This window comes from Streptomyces sp. NPDC002564 (genome assembly GCF_042889645.1).
In the GTDB taxonomy this organism is placed as follows: Bacteria; Actinomycetota; Actinomycetes; order Streptomycetales; family Streptomycetaceae; genus Streptomyces.
This window is the reverse complement of the sequence record NZ_JBIARE010000011.1, coordinates 127,045-139,860: the sequence shown is the minus strand read 5'-3', so window position 1 is coordinate 139,860 and position 12,816 is coordinate 127,045. Positions and strand designations below refer to the sequence as shown.

At 71.8% G+C, this 12,816-nt stretch carries 14 protein-coding genes and 1 pseudogene; 6 read left to right on the top strand and 9 right to left on the bottom strand.

Annotated features, from left to right (window positions below; all coding sequences use genetic code 11):
* Positions 1 to 54: 54 nt before the first annotated feature.
* Both ACFYXE_RS31430 and ACFYXE_RS31425 read right to left on the bottom strand, forming a co-directional pair.
* Positions 55 to 231: a hypothetical protein gene (locus ACFYXE_RS31430; RefSeq protein ID WP_389318416.1), complete on the bottom strand. Its 177-nt coding sequence runs from the start codon at positions 229 to 231 to the stop codon at positions 55 to 57.
* A gap of 380 nt (positions 232 to 611) precedes the next feature.
* Complete coding sequence (locus tag ACFYXE_RS31425) at positions 612 to 1,190, bottom strand: DUF5994 family protein (RefSeq protein WP_389318414.1); 579 nt, start codon at positions 1,188 to 1,190, stop codon at positions 612 to 614.
* 235 nt (positions 1,191 to 1,425) lie between these two features.
* Between ACFYXE_RS31425 and ACFYXE_RS31420 the strand changes: the two genes are divergently transcribed.
* The 3 genes from ACFYXE_RS31420 (at position 1,426) to ACFYXE_RS31410 (ending at position 4,528) form a co-directional block, all read left to right on the top strand.
* Complete coding sequence (locus ACFYXE_RS31420; RefSeq protein ID WP_389318412.1) at positions 1,426 to 2,190, top strand: GNAT family N-acetyltransferase; 765 nt, start codon at positions 1,426 to 1,428, stop codon at positions 2,188 to 2,190.
* Between the two features lie 171 nt (positions 2,191 to 2,361).
* Positions 2,362 to 3,867: an MFS transporter gene (locus ACFYXE_RS31415; RefSeq protein ID WP_389318410.1), complete on the top strand. Its 1,506-nt coding sequence runs from the start codon at positions 2,362 to 2,364 to the stop codon at positions 3,865 to 3,867.
* 160 nt (positions 3,868 to 4,027) lie between these two features.
* Positions 4,028 to 4,528, top strand: coding sequence for a MarR family winged helix-turn-helix transcriptional regulator (locus ACFYXE_RS31410; protein ID WP_389318408.1), 501 nt, complete (start codon positions 4,028 to 4,030; stop codon positions 4,526 to 4,528).
* Between the two features lie 22 nt (positions 4,529 to 4,550).
* On the opposite strand, the gene ACFYXE_RS31405 is transcribed toward ACFYXE_RS31410, so the two are convergent.
* Complete coding sequence (locus ACFYXE_RS31405; protein WP_389318406.1) at positions 4,551 to 5,171, bottom strand: dihydrofolate reductase family protein; 621 nt, start codon at positions 5,169 to 5,171, stop codon at positions 4,551 to 4,553.
* 224 nt (positions 5,172 to 5,395) lie between these two features.
* Here ACFYXE_RS31405 and ACFYXE_RS31400 point away from each other — a divergent pair, with 224 nt between their 5' ends.
* A complete protein-coding gene (locus ACFYXE_RS31400) occupies positions 5,396 to 6,067 on the top strand; it encodes a restriction endonuclease (RefSeq protein WP_389318404.1) in 672 nt (223 codons plus the stop codon).
* Between the two features lie 5 nt (positions 6,068 to 6,072).
* On the opposite strand, the gene ACFYXE_RS31395 is transcribed toward ACFYXE_RS31400, so the two are convergent.
* Together ACFYXE_RS31395 and ACFYXE_RS31390 are read right to left on the bottom strand one after the other, a co-directional pair.
* Positions 6,073 to 6,807, bottom strand: coding sequence for a S1 family peptidase (locus ACFYXE_RS31395; RefSeq protein ID WP_389318402.1), 735 nt, complete (start codon positions 6,805 to 6,807; stop codon positions 6,073 to 6,075).
* 137 nt (positions 6,808 to 6,944) lie between these two features.
* Positions 6,945 to 7,529 (bottom strand): TetR/AcrR family transcriptional regulator, encoded by a 585-nt coding sequence (locus tag ACFYXE_RS31390; protein WP_389318400.1) that lies wholly within the window; start codon positions 7,527 to 7,529, stop codon positions 6,945 to 6,947.
* 70 nt (positions 7,530 to 7,599) lie between these two features.
* On the opposite strand from ACFYXE_RS31390, the gene ACFYXE_RS31385 reads away from it, so the two are divergent.
* A complete protein-coding gene (locus ACFYXE_RS31385; protein ID WP_389318398.1) occupies positions 7,600 to 8,496 on the top strand; it encodes an NADP-dependent oxidoreductase in 897 nt (298 codons plus the stop codon).
* 126 nt (positions 8,497 to 8,622) lie between these two features.
* Here the strand turns inward: ACFYXE_RS31385 and ACFYXE_RS31380 are convergent, their stop codons facing one another.
* The 4 genes and pseudogenes from ACFYXE_RS31380 to ACFYXE_RS31365 form a co-directional block, all read right to left on the bottom strand.
* On the bottom strand, positions 8,623 to 8,796 hold the full coding sequence (locus ACFYXE_RS31380) for a CsbD family protein (RefSeq protein WP_389318396.1): 174 nt from the start codon (positions 8,794 to 8,796) through the stop codon (positions 8,623 to 8,625).
* A gap of 90 nt (positions 8,797 to 8,886) precedes the next feature.
* Positions 8,887 to 9,618 carry a GAF and ANTAR domain-containing protein gene (locus ACFYXE_RS31375; RefSeq protein ID WP_389318394.1) on the bottom strand — a complete coding sequence of 244 codons (732 nt, stop codon included), beginning with the start codon at positions 9,616 to 9,618 and terminating at the stop codon, positions 8,887 to 8,889.
* Positions 9,619 to 9,920: 302 nt separating this feature from the next.
* Positions 9,921 to 10,067 (bottom strand): annotated as a pseudogene (locus tag ACFYXE_RS31370) (twin-arginine translocase TatA/TatE family subunit); the annotation flags it as partial.
* A 133-nt stretch (positions 10,068 to 10,200) separates the two neighbouring features.
* Entirely contained in the window at positions 10,201 to 11,235 is a 1,035-nt protein-coding gene (locus tag ACFYXE_RS31365; protein ID WP_389318392.1) for a sporulation protein, read from the bottom strand.
* 469 nt (positions 11,236 to 11,704) lie between these two features.
* Between ACFYXE_RS31365 and ACFYXE_RS31360 the strand changes: the two genes are divergently transcribed.
* Complete coding sequence (locus ACFYXE_RS31360) at positions 11,705 to 12,814, top strand: hypothetical protein (protein WP_389318390.1); 1,110 nt, start codon at positions 11,705 to 11,707, stop codon at positions 12,812 to 12,814.
* Positions 12,815 to 12,816 lie beyond the last annotated feature (2 nt).

Here is a 12,816-nt window from a genome sequence, read left to right as displayed (position 1 = left end):
GGAGTGGCATGGCCCTACACCGTGCGGCCAGTCAACGCTCGGCCCGACCCGATGTCAATGGCCTTTGAACGGCGTGGGGTTGGAGGCGGCGGGAAGGGTGGCAGAGGCCGTCGAGACGGGGACGGGCGGGTCTTCCCGGCGGGGCGGCGGCAGGATCCGGTCCTCCCACCAGGAGAGGCCCATCACGGTGGCGAGCAGGACGAACGGGACGAGCGCGACCAGTGCGTACATGGGTATCGCCTGCTGAGGGACGCGTGCGGCGAGACGGGCTCCGGACGGGGGCCCGCACGGACGCATCGGGACAGGCCCCTGCTCGCCGTGGGCGCGGCGAAAGGCGAGGGCGGCAGCACGGGTGAGGCGGCGATGGCCGGCTCCGATGCGTGGGGCGCGCCCGGGGCGGGCGCGACAACCAGTGAGTGCTGCCGGGGACAGGGGCTGCGGTGTGCACGCTAGTCGCGCCGTGCACGGCTGAACAGGGCTCGTGCGCCGCGGCGGTTCCGGGCAAGCGGAGCCGTCGACGACCGGAGCTGCCGAGGCGCTAAGGGAGGGGCGCAGGACCAGCGCAGTGGCGGTTGGGGGAATCGAGAGGGGAGGGGGAGTCGGGGGACCGGTCAGGCGGTCCGGTGGTCCGCCCCTGGGAGGCGAACTGCCTGCGCCGGTACGGCCTTTGACGCGCCCCCTTCGTACTCCCACGCCTGTGTGGAGTCCACGGACTGATCGGCGGGCGCGACGCCGTGCTCTTCCGCGTCGGCGGCCATGAGCATGCTCGCGGTCAGCGGCGGGCCGTCGCGGACCGCCGCGGCCGCCATGAGCCGCGCCGCCGCCTCGGCCCCCACCTCGGGCGGGACGACGAGCAGATCCCAGCGGCCCGAGCGGTACGAGAACAGCATCAGCTTGTGCGGGTCGATCTCCGGGGTGAACCAGCCGGCCCTGACGACGTGGCCCGCCACCGGGATCTTGCGCGGCACGACGGGCCAGTGGGCCGGGTTGACGGCGATGCGGGTGATGCGGCCCCACGAGGAGTCGAGGACCTTTACCAGCGCGGGCAGTTCGGCCATCAGGTCCCTGGAGCGGGGCCACCAGGCGCCGTCCAGGAGTCCGCCCGGTGCTCCGGACTTCAGAGTGAGCTGAACCGGCGGGGCCGGCGCGGGCTCGGCGTGCGGGACAGTGGGGTACAAGGTCGCCGACATGGCGCGGACCCGTCTCCGGGCCGACCGGGCGCGATCGGTCCGGGGTCTCAGCTCTCGCCGAGAACGACACGGCGTGGTGCCGGTGTACGAGATGCCCTCGGTGACGCCCAGGCTACTCCCCGGACCCGCGGTCCGGGCGCACGCCGACGTCGCGGGATGCGGCACCCTGAGTACGCCGCGCGCCCGGCGTGACCCCGCTGCCACCGGCCGGCGCGGCAGTGCGAGGATCGGGCGCGTGAACAGTGACGACTCCGTGCTCGAGAACCCCGTGGCCGAATCGCTGCTCGGGCAGCACGCGCAGCTGGGCCGACGTCAGGGGCGGGCGGCCACGTATCTGCCGGGTGTCGCGACCTTCTGCGCGCTGCCGACCGCGCCCGACGCCGCCGACTGGGCCGACCTGGCGCGGCTGCTCGGCAGCGGCGGTTTCGCGGACATGTTCAGCAACCCGGCGCTCCCGCCCTCGGGCTGGGAGCCGGTCTTCGTGCTCGAAGGCCGACAGATGCTCTGGGCGGGCGACCGGGCCCCCGACGCGCCGGTCCCGCCCGCGACCGCCTCCCCGCCCCCGGCCGCCACAGCCTCCCCGGCCGCGCCCGCGACCGCCTCCCCGGCCGACGTCTCGACCGTCGAGCTCGGCCCGGACGACGTGCCCGAGATGCTGGCCCTCGTCGAGCGCGCCGCGCCCGGACCGTTCGGCCCCCGCACCCGCGAGCTCGGCACCTATTTCGGTGTCCGCGCGCACGGGCGGCTCGTGGCGATGGCGGGTGAGCGGCTGCGCCCGCCGGGCTGGACCGAGATCAGCGCCGTGTGCACGGACCCCGAGGCGCGCGGCCAAGGGCACGCGGCCCGGGTGGTGAGCGCCTTGGTCGACCACATCCGGTCCCGGGGAGACAGGCCGTTCCTGCACGTGGCCGAGGCGAACACGGGCGCCATCGCCCTCTACGAGAAGCTCGGCTTCGAGAGCCACAAGCCGGTGACGTTCCGCGGTTTCCGTACGCCCTGACGCGACCTCTCCGAACGCCCTTCCGATCGGCCTCGCCGAACGACCTCCCTGATCACCCCCCAGATCGACACCCTGAGCTGGGGGGTTTCGCACGCGCACGGTTGACATCACCTCGGCACCCGTTACTCTCAATATTGCTAAGAAAATTGGTAATCAATGAGCTGAGGCAAAATGAACGGCGACCGGACCACCCAGCCGTACCGGTGGCGTTGGCTGATCCTGGTGGTGATGATCGTCGCGGAGATCATGGACCTCCTGGACGCGTCGATCGTCAATGTCGCGGGACCCGATCTGGAGAAGTCCCTGGGAGCCGGCTCCGTGGGCCTGCAGTGGGTGATCGGCGGCTATGCCCTCACGCTGGGTTCCGGCCTGGTTCTTGGCGGCCGTCTCGGCGACCGTTACGGGCGCCGCCGCATGTTCCTGACGGGCCTCGCCGCGTTCACCCTGAGCTCGCTGTTGTGCGCCCTGGCGCCGAACATCGGATCGCTGATCGCCTTCCGGCTGCTGCAGGGCGCCGCCGGAGCGGTGCTGCTTCCCCAGGGGCTGGGGCTGCTGCGGGAGAACTTCTCCGGACCCGAACTCACCAAGGTGTTCGCGATCTTCGGGCCCGTCCTCGGTCTGGGCGGCATCATCGGCCCGGTCCTGGGCGGCTTCCTCATCGAAGGGAACTTCTTCGGCCTGGGCTGGCGATCGGTCTTCTTGATCAATCTGCCCATCGGTATCGCGGCCCTGGTCATCGCGGCGAAGTTCGTTCCGAGGAAGCCCGGTGACCGCACCGTGCGGGTCGACGTGACCGGCGCGTCCCTGGTCGTGGCGGCCTGTGCCCTGCTCGTACTCCCGCTGAACCAGGGGCAGGAGGAGGGCTGGCCGCTGTGGACGTGGCTGTGCATGGCCGCCTCGGTGATCGGCTTCGCCCTCTTCGCGCTGCAGCAGCGCCGCACGTCCGCGGCGGGCCGCGAGCCCCTGGTCACCCCCGGTCTGCTGCGCAAGCCCGCCTTCACCGTGGGGCTCGGCGGGATCGCCCTGTTCTTCGGCGGACTGATCGGCACTCAGCTCGTGCTGACCCTCTTCCTGCAGATCGGCCGGCAGTTCAGCGCCGGGGGCGCGGGTCTCGGCAATCTGCCGCTCGCGGTGGGCACGGCGGTCGGCGGCGCGGTCAGCGGAGCGTTCCTGGCCGACCGGATCGGCCGCAAGGTGATCCAGGTCGGACCGCTCGTCCAGCTCGCCGGAGCGGCACTGCTCTGGTTCGAGCTCGACGCGTCGAGCGCCGACACGTTCTCCATCTGGGACATCGCCCCGGGAGTTGCGGTGACCGGTGTCGGGGCGGGCATGGTGATCGCCGCCCTGTTCAGCTTCATCCTCGCGGCGGTCGACGACGAGGAGATCGGCTCCGCCTCCGGCGTGCTGTCCGCGGTGCAGGCCATCGGCGGTTCCATCGGCGTGGCCGTCTTCGGCTCGGTCTTCTTCGCGCAGGCCCGGACCGGCGACTTCACCACCGGTTTCCACCACGCGCTGATCGTGCAGGCGTGCCTGCTGCTCGCCTTCCTGACCATCACCTTCCTCCTGCCGAAGAAGGGGCGGCCCGAGGAGGAGCAGCACGGCAGCACGCCCGCGGACCCCGGAGCCGACGGTGACGGTGCGGTCGGTTCCGGTGCGCGGCGGGACGTGGCGGTGTGAGCGGCCCTCGTGTGTGAGGTGGGCACAGGGCGGGGTGACACCTGCGCCCCGGGGCCTGGGGCGAGGTGACCCCTGCGCCCCGGGTCGTGAGGCGGGGTGACACCTGCGCCCCGGGTCCCCTGCGCCCCGCGCGCCTCCCGCATCATGGGGAGTCAGTGCCTTGAGCGATGCAGGGAGCAGCTTCCACGCCATGACCGTCAACCAGCCCGCCGACCCCGGCCCCGACGCCCCGGACCAGGACCCCATCCGGGAGCGGCTGCGGAGCCTGACCCGCCGCCAGCAGCGGTTCGAGCGGTACCTCGGCCGCCAGATGCACGTCGACCCGGCCGGTCTCGCGGTGATGGATCACCTCGTCAGCGCCGGACCGGCGACGCCGAGCGAACTGGCCCGTGAACTCAGCACGTCGACCGCGGCCATGACCCTGGTGATCGACCGTCTCGTGGACGGCGGCCACGCCGGCCGCAGCCCGCATCCGAGCGACCGGCGCAAGGTGCTCGTCACACCGGCGGAGCACTGGGAGCGGGCCGCGTACGAGCACGTCGAGCCCCTCGTCACGGGTATCGGCGAGATCACCGCGTCCATGACGGCACAGGAGCAGGCCACGGTGGCGGCGTTCCTGGAGCGAGCGGTGGCCGCCTACGACCGGGCGACGAAGGCCTGACGGGCAGTCGGCCGAACCGGCCTCAGGGCAGGACCCGGTAGGTGATGTGGGTGACCAGGCTCGCCGCCCGCGACGCCACCTGTTCCAGCTTCAGCGCCGGGACGCCGTCGAACAGTCGGCTCCCCGCGCCCAGGGTGAGCGGCACGACGTGCAGTCGCAGCTCGTCGATCAGACCGGCGGCGAGGTACTGGTTGACGGTGACGGCGCCGCCCTGGACCGCCACATCGCCGTCACGGGCCGCCTCCCGTGCCTGTGCCAGCGCCGACGCGATCCCGTCGGTGACGAAGTGGTACGTGGTTCCGCCCCGCATCGGCCGCGGGGCGCGCGGATGGTGGGTGAGGACGAAGACCGGTGCGTGGAACGGCGGATCCTCCCCCCACCAGCCGTCCCACTCCCGGTCCCATGCGCCCCGCACCGGGCCGAACATGTTGCGCCCCATGACGAACGCCTTCGCGGCGCCCATCCGGGCGATCTCGTCCCGGTTCTCGTCGGGGGTGTCGAACATCCAGGCGTGCAACCGGTCGCCCGTACCGTCGCCGCCGTCGTCACCGAACGGCCGCTCCTCGCTCTGATGGAGCCCGGCCGCGTACCCGTCGGCCGAGACGGTGATGTCGCAGACCACTCTGCCCGCTCGCTCGCTCATCGCGCACTCCCTCGTGCTTCGCCGTGCTCCCTCGTGACGTGTTCCCACCTTCCCGGTCCGTGGCGCGCGCCGCACCCTTGTCGGGACCGGCCGACGCTTCGACACTTTCGGTACGGGCCGGTACAGGAGGGTAAGCGCGGATACGGGCGGATACGGGCAGTGGGGGAAGGCGGGGAGCGATGGCGGCACGGCGCCGGGGGCGGCGGGTCCGGCGGATCCGGTGGATGAAGAAACGCACGCGCAGGCGCTTACAGGTCTGGGGCGCGGTGGCGGTGTCGGTCGTTCTCGTGGGGTCGGCCGTCGGCCGCGCGGCTGTGTGGCCCGTCCTCGCGGCCGTGCTCGGCACCGTCCTGGTGGGCGGGGCCGCAGCGGGGATCTGGCGCGCACACCGCCTCGCGGTCGCCCGGGACCGGCAGTGGCGCGCGCAGGAGGAGGCGAGGGCCAGGGAGTTGACGATGGCTGAGGTCGACGCCCTCTCCTGGCAGGACTTCGAGGTGTACGTCGCCGACCTGTGCCGCAGGGACGGCTGCACGCAGGTCGTCGTCAGCGGCAAGAGCGGCGACCTCGGGGCCGACGTCGTCGGCCACCTCGCGGACGGCCGCAAGCTGGTCGTGCAGTGCAAGAAGTACGCGCCGCACCGCAGCGTGTCCTCGCAGGACATGCAGAAGTTCGTGGGCACCGCACGCCTGGAACACGGCGCGGACGTCGCCCTCTTCGTCACCACCGGCCGCACCTTCACGAAGGCCGCGCTCGGCCTTGCGGTACGGCAGGACATCGTGGCCGTGCACCGCGACCTGCTGGGCGCCTGGGCCAAGGGCGCCCGCCTGGAGACGCTGCTCCCGCTGAACGGCCGGGGCGGGGGAGCAGTACCGCGGAGCGGGCGCTCGTCGGCGTGAGCGCCCTAGCGCCGGATGACCGAGCGGATCCAGGCGAGTTGCCGGGAGACCTCACCGGCCTCGGCGATCTCCTCGCGGTCGGAGCCGTCGAAGACGCCGACGAGCCTCTCGGTGCCGCGCGGGCCGATGCTCATCACCGGGCCGCCGGAGTCGCCCCCGGCGGGGATCCCGGTCACCTTCTCCATACAGAAGTCGGAGCCCCCGGGGGCGGTGTAGCCCTTGCAGCCCGGGTCGTCGGGCCGCACGACGCGCAGGTCGGACTGCTTGAGGACGGGGGACTGGCAGGTGTTCTCGTCCGTCGTGCAGGTGGCGCCCCACCCGTACTGCCGCACCTTCTGTCCGGGACGGACGGGGGCGGTGGCCAGGCGGGCCGTCGGGATCCTCAGCGGGGGAACCTTGATGAGGAGCATGTCGGCGCGCGCGCTGCCGACGCGCTTGCCGCGCAGCGGGCGGACCTTGGTGCCCTTGCGGATGTCGAGGTCGCCGACCCGGAAGGAGATCCGCTTGTCGGCGACCGGCCGGCCCTGTTCGAAGAAGCAGTGCGACGCGCCGATGATCCACTGGCGGCCGACCGCGGTGGCGGTGCACACCGGGCTGCCGTCGACGAGCATGCGCACCGCCCAGGGCCCGTAGTGGCTCTTCGAGCCGCCGATGACGGCGGAGGCGGGAGCGGGCGACATCATCGAACCCGCCACCAGCAGCAGGGCGGTGAGGACCAGCACACGGACGCGGCGCACCATGGGGAACGGTTCCTTTCGTCGGTCATGGCCGTACGGGTAGTGAGATACCCCGCCGGGCCGGAACGTTCCGGATGATGCGAAGACAATGACCGAACAGCGGACGCCACGTCGTGTGGACGGACATCCTCGCGGACGGATCATCCCCGGGCAGCGGCGTGGGCGGCCTCCCAGGCCGCCTCGATCAGCCCGAAGATCTCGTCCACCGCGGTCTGCGGATCCGCCTCCTCCCTGGCCAGCGAGTACGCGTCGACGGTGAAGCGTGCGATGGCCCGGCAGACCGTCGGGCGCGGCGCGCCGGGTTCGGCGGCGATGGCCGTGGCCAGCGACTCCGCGTGGCGCAGCCGCATCGACTCCTCGTACTTCCGCAGCGCGGGCGATGCGTCGATCATGCGCCAGACCGGGGAGGCGTCGTCCGCCGCGCAGTGGCGGACGAGGGCGTGGATCTCGTGGCGCAGCGCGGGGATCAGTGACTCGTCCTGCGCGCGGCCGGTGACCGCCTGAGCGAGGCGGTGCTCGAAGTCCTCGTCCTGTTCGAAGACCAGGGCCTCCTTCGAGGCGAAGTGGGAGAAGAGCGTGGTCACGGCCACGTCGGCCTCGGCGGCCACGTCACGGATGCCCACCGCCTCGTATCCGCGTTCCAGGAAGAGCCGCAGCGCGGTGTCGGCGATCTTCTGGCGGGTCGCGGCCTTCTTGCGTTCACGGCGTCCGGGCGGCTCGGTCATGCGGTGACGCTATCAAATCCAAAACAACAACCGTTGTTGAAAGCTAACCGTTAGTGCTACGTTCGGCGGCATGAAAAAAGTGAGCTTCGCCGAGTTCGGCGGTCCTGACGTGCTGCACCTGGTGGACGCCGAGGAGCCCCACGCGGGCCCCGGCCGGATACGTATCGCCGTGCGGGCGGCGGGCGTGAATCCCGTCGACTGGCGGATTCGTGAAGGCCAGGTCCTCGGGGCCCATCCGGTCGAGCTGCCCGCCGGGGTCGGCCTCGACGCCTCAGGGGTGGTGGACCAGGTCGGTGAAGGCGTCGAAGGGGTGGCGATCGGCGACCACGTCTTCGGCGAAGGCGCCGACACCTACGCGGAGTTCGCCGTGCTGTCGGCCTGGGCCCGGATGCCCGAGGGCCTGACGTTCGAGGAGGCGGCCGGCTACCCCTCCGTGGTGGAGACCGCGCTGCGCCTCATCCGCGAGGTCGGGGTACGGCCCGGACAGACGCTCCTGGTCAGCGGCGCGTCGGGCGGAGTGGGGTCGGCGGTGCTGCAGATCGCCCGGGAGCGCGGGATCACGGTGGTCGGCACCGCCGGGGCGGCGAACCAGGAGTATCTGCGGAGCCTGGGCGCCCTCGCGACGACGTACGGCGAGGGCTGGGTCGAGCGGGTACGAGGGCTCGGCGGCCCCTTCGACGCGGCTCTCGATCTGGCGGGCTCGGGCGTGATCCCCCAGCTGGTCGACCTGACCGGCGACCCGCACAGAGTGCTGTCCATCGCCGATCTCGGCGCCCCCGACTTCGGCGTGCGCTTCTCGGGAGTGGCCGGGAGCGTGCCGGACGCGCTGGCCGAGGCCGTCGACCTCATCTCCCGGGGGAAGCTGCACATTCCGGTCGAGAAGTCGTACTCGCTCGCCGATGCCGCGGCGGCGCACATCGACAGCCAGGCGGGTCACACGCGCGGCCGCCGGGTCATCGTCGTCTGAGCCCGCCTATCGGTCCGACCGACCGTCGGTTCGATGGTCCGAGGCGCGTCCCTCGGCGCGGCAGTACGCCGGTGGGGCGGCCCCTCGAAGAAGGGGCCGCCCCACCGGCGTATCCGAGTGCAAGGGTCAGTGCTTGCCGATGTCCTTGGTCTTTTCCTTGGCCTCGCGGGCGTCGCCCTTCATCTGCTGGGCGTGACCCTTCGCGACGAGGCTCTCATTGCCGACGGCGCGTCCGGCCGCCTGGGCGGCGGCACCGGTGGCCTGCTCGAACTTGGCCTTGGCCTTCTCGTTGGCGGTCATCGTCCGCTCACGCTCCCTTGGCTCGACATCATGTGCTGCTCATCCGTCTGGCCGCTGAGTCGCCCGGCAAACATCATCTCCGTCATCGGATCACGCTCCGGCCCGGCTCGGCCCCGGACCGGGAGGGGTGCCGCCGTCCTGCAAAGTGCCCTGCTCGCAGAGCTGCCGGGCGACTTCGCGCAGCTTGACGTTGTGTTCCTGCGAGTAACGCCGCAGCACGTCGAAGGCGCCGTCCTCGTCGAGGCCGTGCCGGGCCATCAGGATCCCCATGGCCTCCCCGATGACGTGCCGGGTCTCCACCGCCCGCCGCATCGAGGCGTGCTCGCGGGCACTGGAGAAGGCCACGGCCGCATGGGAGGCCAGGAGCCAGCCCGCGGTCTCGCACGCGTCCGTGAAGGCCCCGGGCCGCTTGGAGTACAGGGTGAGCGCGCCCAGGTGGTCGTCGTCATCGGTGTAGAGCAGGAAGCCCATCACGCTGCCGATGCCGAGTGCGTGGGCCTGCGGCGCGTACGAGGGCCAGCGTCCGGGCTCGTCGTCGAGATCGGCGATGCGGAACACCGGGTGTCCCGCGCGGGCCGCGTCGAGACAGGGGCCTTCGCCGAGCTGCTCCTGCAGCCGGTCGCTGTCGTTGACGAGCCGGTCGGTGGGCGCCAGGGTCTCCGCCCTGCCGTTGCCGAGGACGAGAACGCCCGCGGCGTCGCAGCCGTCGATCAGCTCCACGGCCGACGACGTGATCCGCTCCAGGGTGGCGGACACGGATTCCTGGGCCAAGAGCTCGCGCGCCATCGAGGCCATCTGCACGGCAAACTCGCGCCAGTCCATCGAACTCCTCGTGTTGATTGTGTGCTGACACGGCGCCAGCCTGCCAGGAACGGCAGCATCGAGGAGTACGGATTCCGGGCTCGGGCACGGGTGAGTGACGCCACATACGGGAGAGCGGCGCCTGATCCGGACAATCGGCGCCCCGCGCGGCCGGTTTGACGATATTCACGGACTCCCCTGCACCTGTTCGGGAGCAGGGGAGCAGGGGAGCCGGCGAGCGGGATCGTCCGGGCCGGTACGCCGGTGCTGGTACGCCGGTACCGCGCGGGTACGCCGGCCCACGGAGCGGCTGTCTAGACGCGGGGCTCGTCATCCTTCGCCGCTTTGGCCTCGGCCTTGAGGATGCGGGCCGACTTGCCCGCCGAACGGGCCAGCCCCGGCAGCTTCTTGGCGCCGACGACGGCTATGACGACGATGAGGATGATCGCGATCTCACTGAGTCCGAACACGTCGGTCCTGTCTGGTCATGGGCGCGCACCCAAGGGGCGCGCGCCAAGCGGGGACAGCGGAAAGCAGCACTACGGGAACAGCGGAAAGCGGCAGCAGCAGCGGTAAGGGAGGAACCTCGCGAGGAGGGGCGGCCTAGCCCTCGTCGCCCTCTTCGTCGTCGTCCCCTTCGAAGAAGTCGCCCACCTCGTCGACGACTTCGGCCGCGACCATGCCGCCGACGACGCCGACGGCGAGCCCGGCGGCGCCCGCCGCCACCGCTGTGCCCATGCCGGGACCGGACCGGTGGCCGCCCTCGTGCCCGTGGTGGTGATCGCTGTGCCCGTGCGCTTGGCTGTGTCCGTGCCCGTGGCCATACGGGTCGCCGTGCCCGTAGGAGGCGTGGGCGTCGTACGACGCCCGGTGCTCGACCAACTGCTGCACCCAGCCGTCGACGAGGGCGTTCCAGTCCTGCTGTTCGGCCCCGTCGTGACCGACGGTGAAGCGGGTGACCGTGTCGTGTCCGCCGGAGAAGAGGCCGCCGCGCCGGTCCGCCTCCAGGACGACCTCCAGCCCGCCGGGGGAGGCGAGGAAGGTCAGCTCGATCTCGTTGACGGCGTGGGCGTACCGCCCGGGCGGGGTGAGCTCGATCTCCTGGTAGAAGGGCAGTTGCTGACCGGTGCCGCCGATGCGGCCGTACTCCAGGTCCGCGGACTTGAACCCGAAGCCCAGCTGTCCGAGTGCCTCCAGGACCGCCTCCTGCGCGGGCAGCGGGCGCACCGCGAGCTGGTCCAGGTCGCCCTTGTCCTTCGCGCCCGCCACCGAGAGCTCCGTGCGGACGCCGAGGACGACCCCCAGGCCCTGGCCGTGGAGCTCGGTGACGGGGGTCTCCCACGGCAGCGTCACACCGAACGGCACGCTGCGGTGCTCGCCCTCGGACAGCCGGAAACCGCCGCCGACGGTGAAGCGGTCGAAGACGACGGTGCCTCGGCTCTCACCGTCCTCGTGCTCGGCCTCGACCCGGGCGACCAGCTCCAAGGTGATGAGCTCGATGTCGAAGTCGGCGCTTCCGCCGACCAGTTGTACCTGTCCGGAGAGCGGGCCGCCGGGCAGCGAGGGCCCCGGGTCCAGAACGGTGTCGACCGTGGGTCCTCCCACGCCGAGCGAGCCGAGCAGTCGTTTGAACACCATCGCGGCGTTCACTCCTTTGATGTGCTGATGTGCGGGCGATTCTCGTGCTGCGTCGGAGTCGCGTGCCCGGGTACGGCCACCCTCTTCCTCTACAAGCGAGTAGAAGCATAGGGCTGGTGAGTTCCCGTCAGGCCGCAACCCGAGGCGCCCGACGCGAATGTCCGAAAACCGCTGCCACGCCGTCCGGGGGCGCCCCTGACCAGGTGGCTTTGTCCCACCTTTACGAAGACCTCGACCGCGCTCATCCGCATGCGCGGCCACCGGTCCGGTCCTACGCGGTCCTACGCGTGGGATACCCCCCGCCGTGCTGTCGTCGCCGTCACCCGGTCGGAGCTGCGCGTGTTCCCTGCGGCGTCCGGAAGCGCCGCGATGGCCGGATGCGGTCTGTTCGCGGGCGGGTGAACGCCCATAGGCTCTGCGGCCTTCGCGTTCTGGGGGTCTCGTGAACAGAAATGGTCTCCGTGCGGTCATGGTCGGTCTGGTCATGGCGTGTGCCGCGGTCGTGTCACCGGCGGCGGCTGTGACTCCCGTCGCGGCGCCTCCTGCCCCCACCACGCCTTCCGCTCCCGCCATGGAGGCGCCGCCTCCGGCGGACGCGGCCGCGCGGCCGAGCTGGTCGGCGCTGCCGGTGCCGGCGGCCACCCCCTCGGTGACCGTGCTGGACCTCGCCGCTCGCGGGCCGCGCGACGCGTGGGCGACGGGGTACGAGCAGGTCGCCGACGTGATGCGGCCGATGCTGTACCGGTGGGACGGCACCGCGTGGAGCCGGGACGCGACCTTCCCCGGCACCGGCGACGCGGGCTGGCTCGGCAAGGTGCAGTTCGTCGGCAAGGAGATGTGGATCCTCCGCAACCGCGGGGGTGAGGGGGAGATCCTGCGGCGCTCGGCCGCGGGGTGGAGCTCCGTTCCGCTGCCGCAGACCCTCTGGACCTACCAGGACTTCGCCGCCGCACCGGGCGGCGCGTGGGTCGTCGGCGAGGACGAGACCGGCCTGAAGGTGCTGCACTACGACGGTTCCGGCTGGACCACGCAGTCCACCCCGGACGGCGTGCTCTACCTGATGGGGATCACCGCGCGCTCCGCCACCGACGTCTGGGCCTGGGCGGACACCACCACCGGGACGGCCGTCCTGCGCTGGAACGGCACGCGATGGCGTGACGCGAAGGTCCCGCTGCCGCCGAACAGCAACGTCCACACGATCCTCCTCGACCCGTCGGGCCGGGCCACCGTCGGCGGCAGCCGGTACACCGACGGCGTGAACCGTACGTATCTCATGGACTGGGACGGGAGCACCTGGTCCACGAGCGACCCGGGGCTGGGCGACACGTACACGGAGGCCATGGTGCGCGGCCCGGACGGCGCGCTGTGGCTGCCGGTGACCAGCGACCGCGCGTTCCGGTCGAAGTACGCGCGCGTGGACGGCCTGCGCACCACCTTCTCGTACGGGCCGAAGCGCACGAACGCGATCGACGTCAGGCCGCGGGCGCTGGCGAAGGCCGGATCCTCGCTGCTGTCCTTCGGGACCGTCGAGATCTACGGCTCGAAACCGAACCTGATGAGCGAGCGGCTGGGAGGCTGACC

Coding starts and splice junctions, on each gene's coding strand:
- ACFYXE_RS31430 (WP_389318416.1), bottom strand. CDS start 231: ATGTACGCACTGGTCGCGCTCGTCCCGTTCGTCCTGCTCGCCACCGTG.
- ACFYXE_RS31425 (WP_389318414.1), bottom strand. CDS start 1,190: ATGTCGGCGACCTTGTACCCCACTGTCCCGCACGCCGAGCCCGCGCCG.
- ACFYXE_RS31375 (WP_389318394.1), bottom strand. CDS start 9,618: ATGGACTGGCGCGAGTTTGCCGTGCAGATGGCCTCGATGGCGCGCGAG.
- ACFYXE_RS31385 (WP_389318398.1), top strand. CDS start 7,600: ATGAAAAAAGTGAGCTTCGCCGAGTTCGGCGGTCCTGACGTGCTGCAC.
- ACFYXE_RS31415 (WP_389318410.1), top strand. CDS start 2,362: ATGAACGGCGACCGGACCACCCAGCCGTACCGGTGGCGTTGGCTGATC.
- ACFYXE_RS31380 (WP_389318396.1), bottom strand. CDS start 8,796: ATGACCGCCAACGAGAAGGCCAAGGCCAAGTTCGAGCAGGCCACCGGT.
- ACFYXE_RS31365 (WP_389318392.1), bottom strand. CDS start 11,235: ATGGTGTTCAAACGACTGCTCGGCTCGCTCGGCGTGGGAGGACCCACG.
- ACFYXE_RS31395 (WP_389318402.1), bottom strand. CDS start 6,807: ATGGTGCGCCGCGTCCGTGTGCTGGTCCTCACCGCCCTGCTGCTGGTG.
- ACFYXE_RS31400 (WP_389318404.1), top strand. CDS start 5,396: ATGAAGAAACGCACGCGCAGGCGCTTACAGGTCTGGGGCGCGGTGGCG.
- ACFYXE_RS31390 (WP_389318400.1), bottom strand. CDS start 7,529: ATGACCGAGCCGCCCGGACGCCGTGAACGCAAGAAGGCCGCGACCCGC.
- ACFYXE_RS31360 (WP_389318390.1), top strand. CDS start 11,705: ATGGTCGGTCTGGTCATGGCGTGTGCCGCGGTCGTGTCACCGGCGGCG.
- ACFYXE_RS31405 (WP_389318406.1), bottom strand. CDS start 5,171: ATGAGCGAGCGAGCGGGCAGAGTGGTCTGCGACATCACCGTCTCGGCC.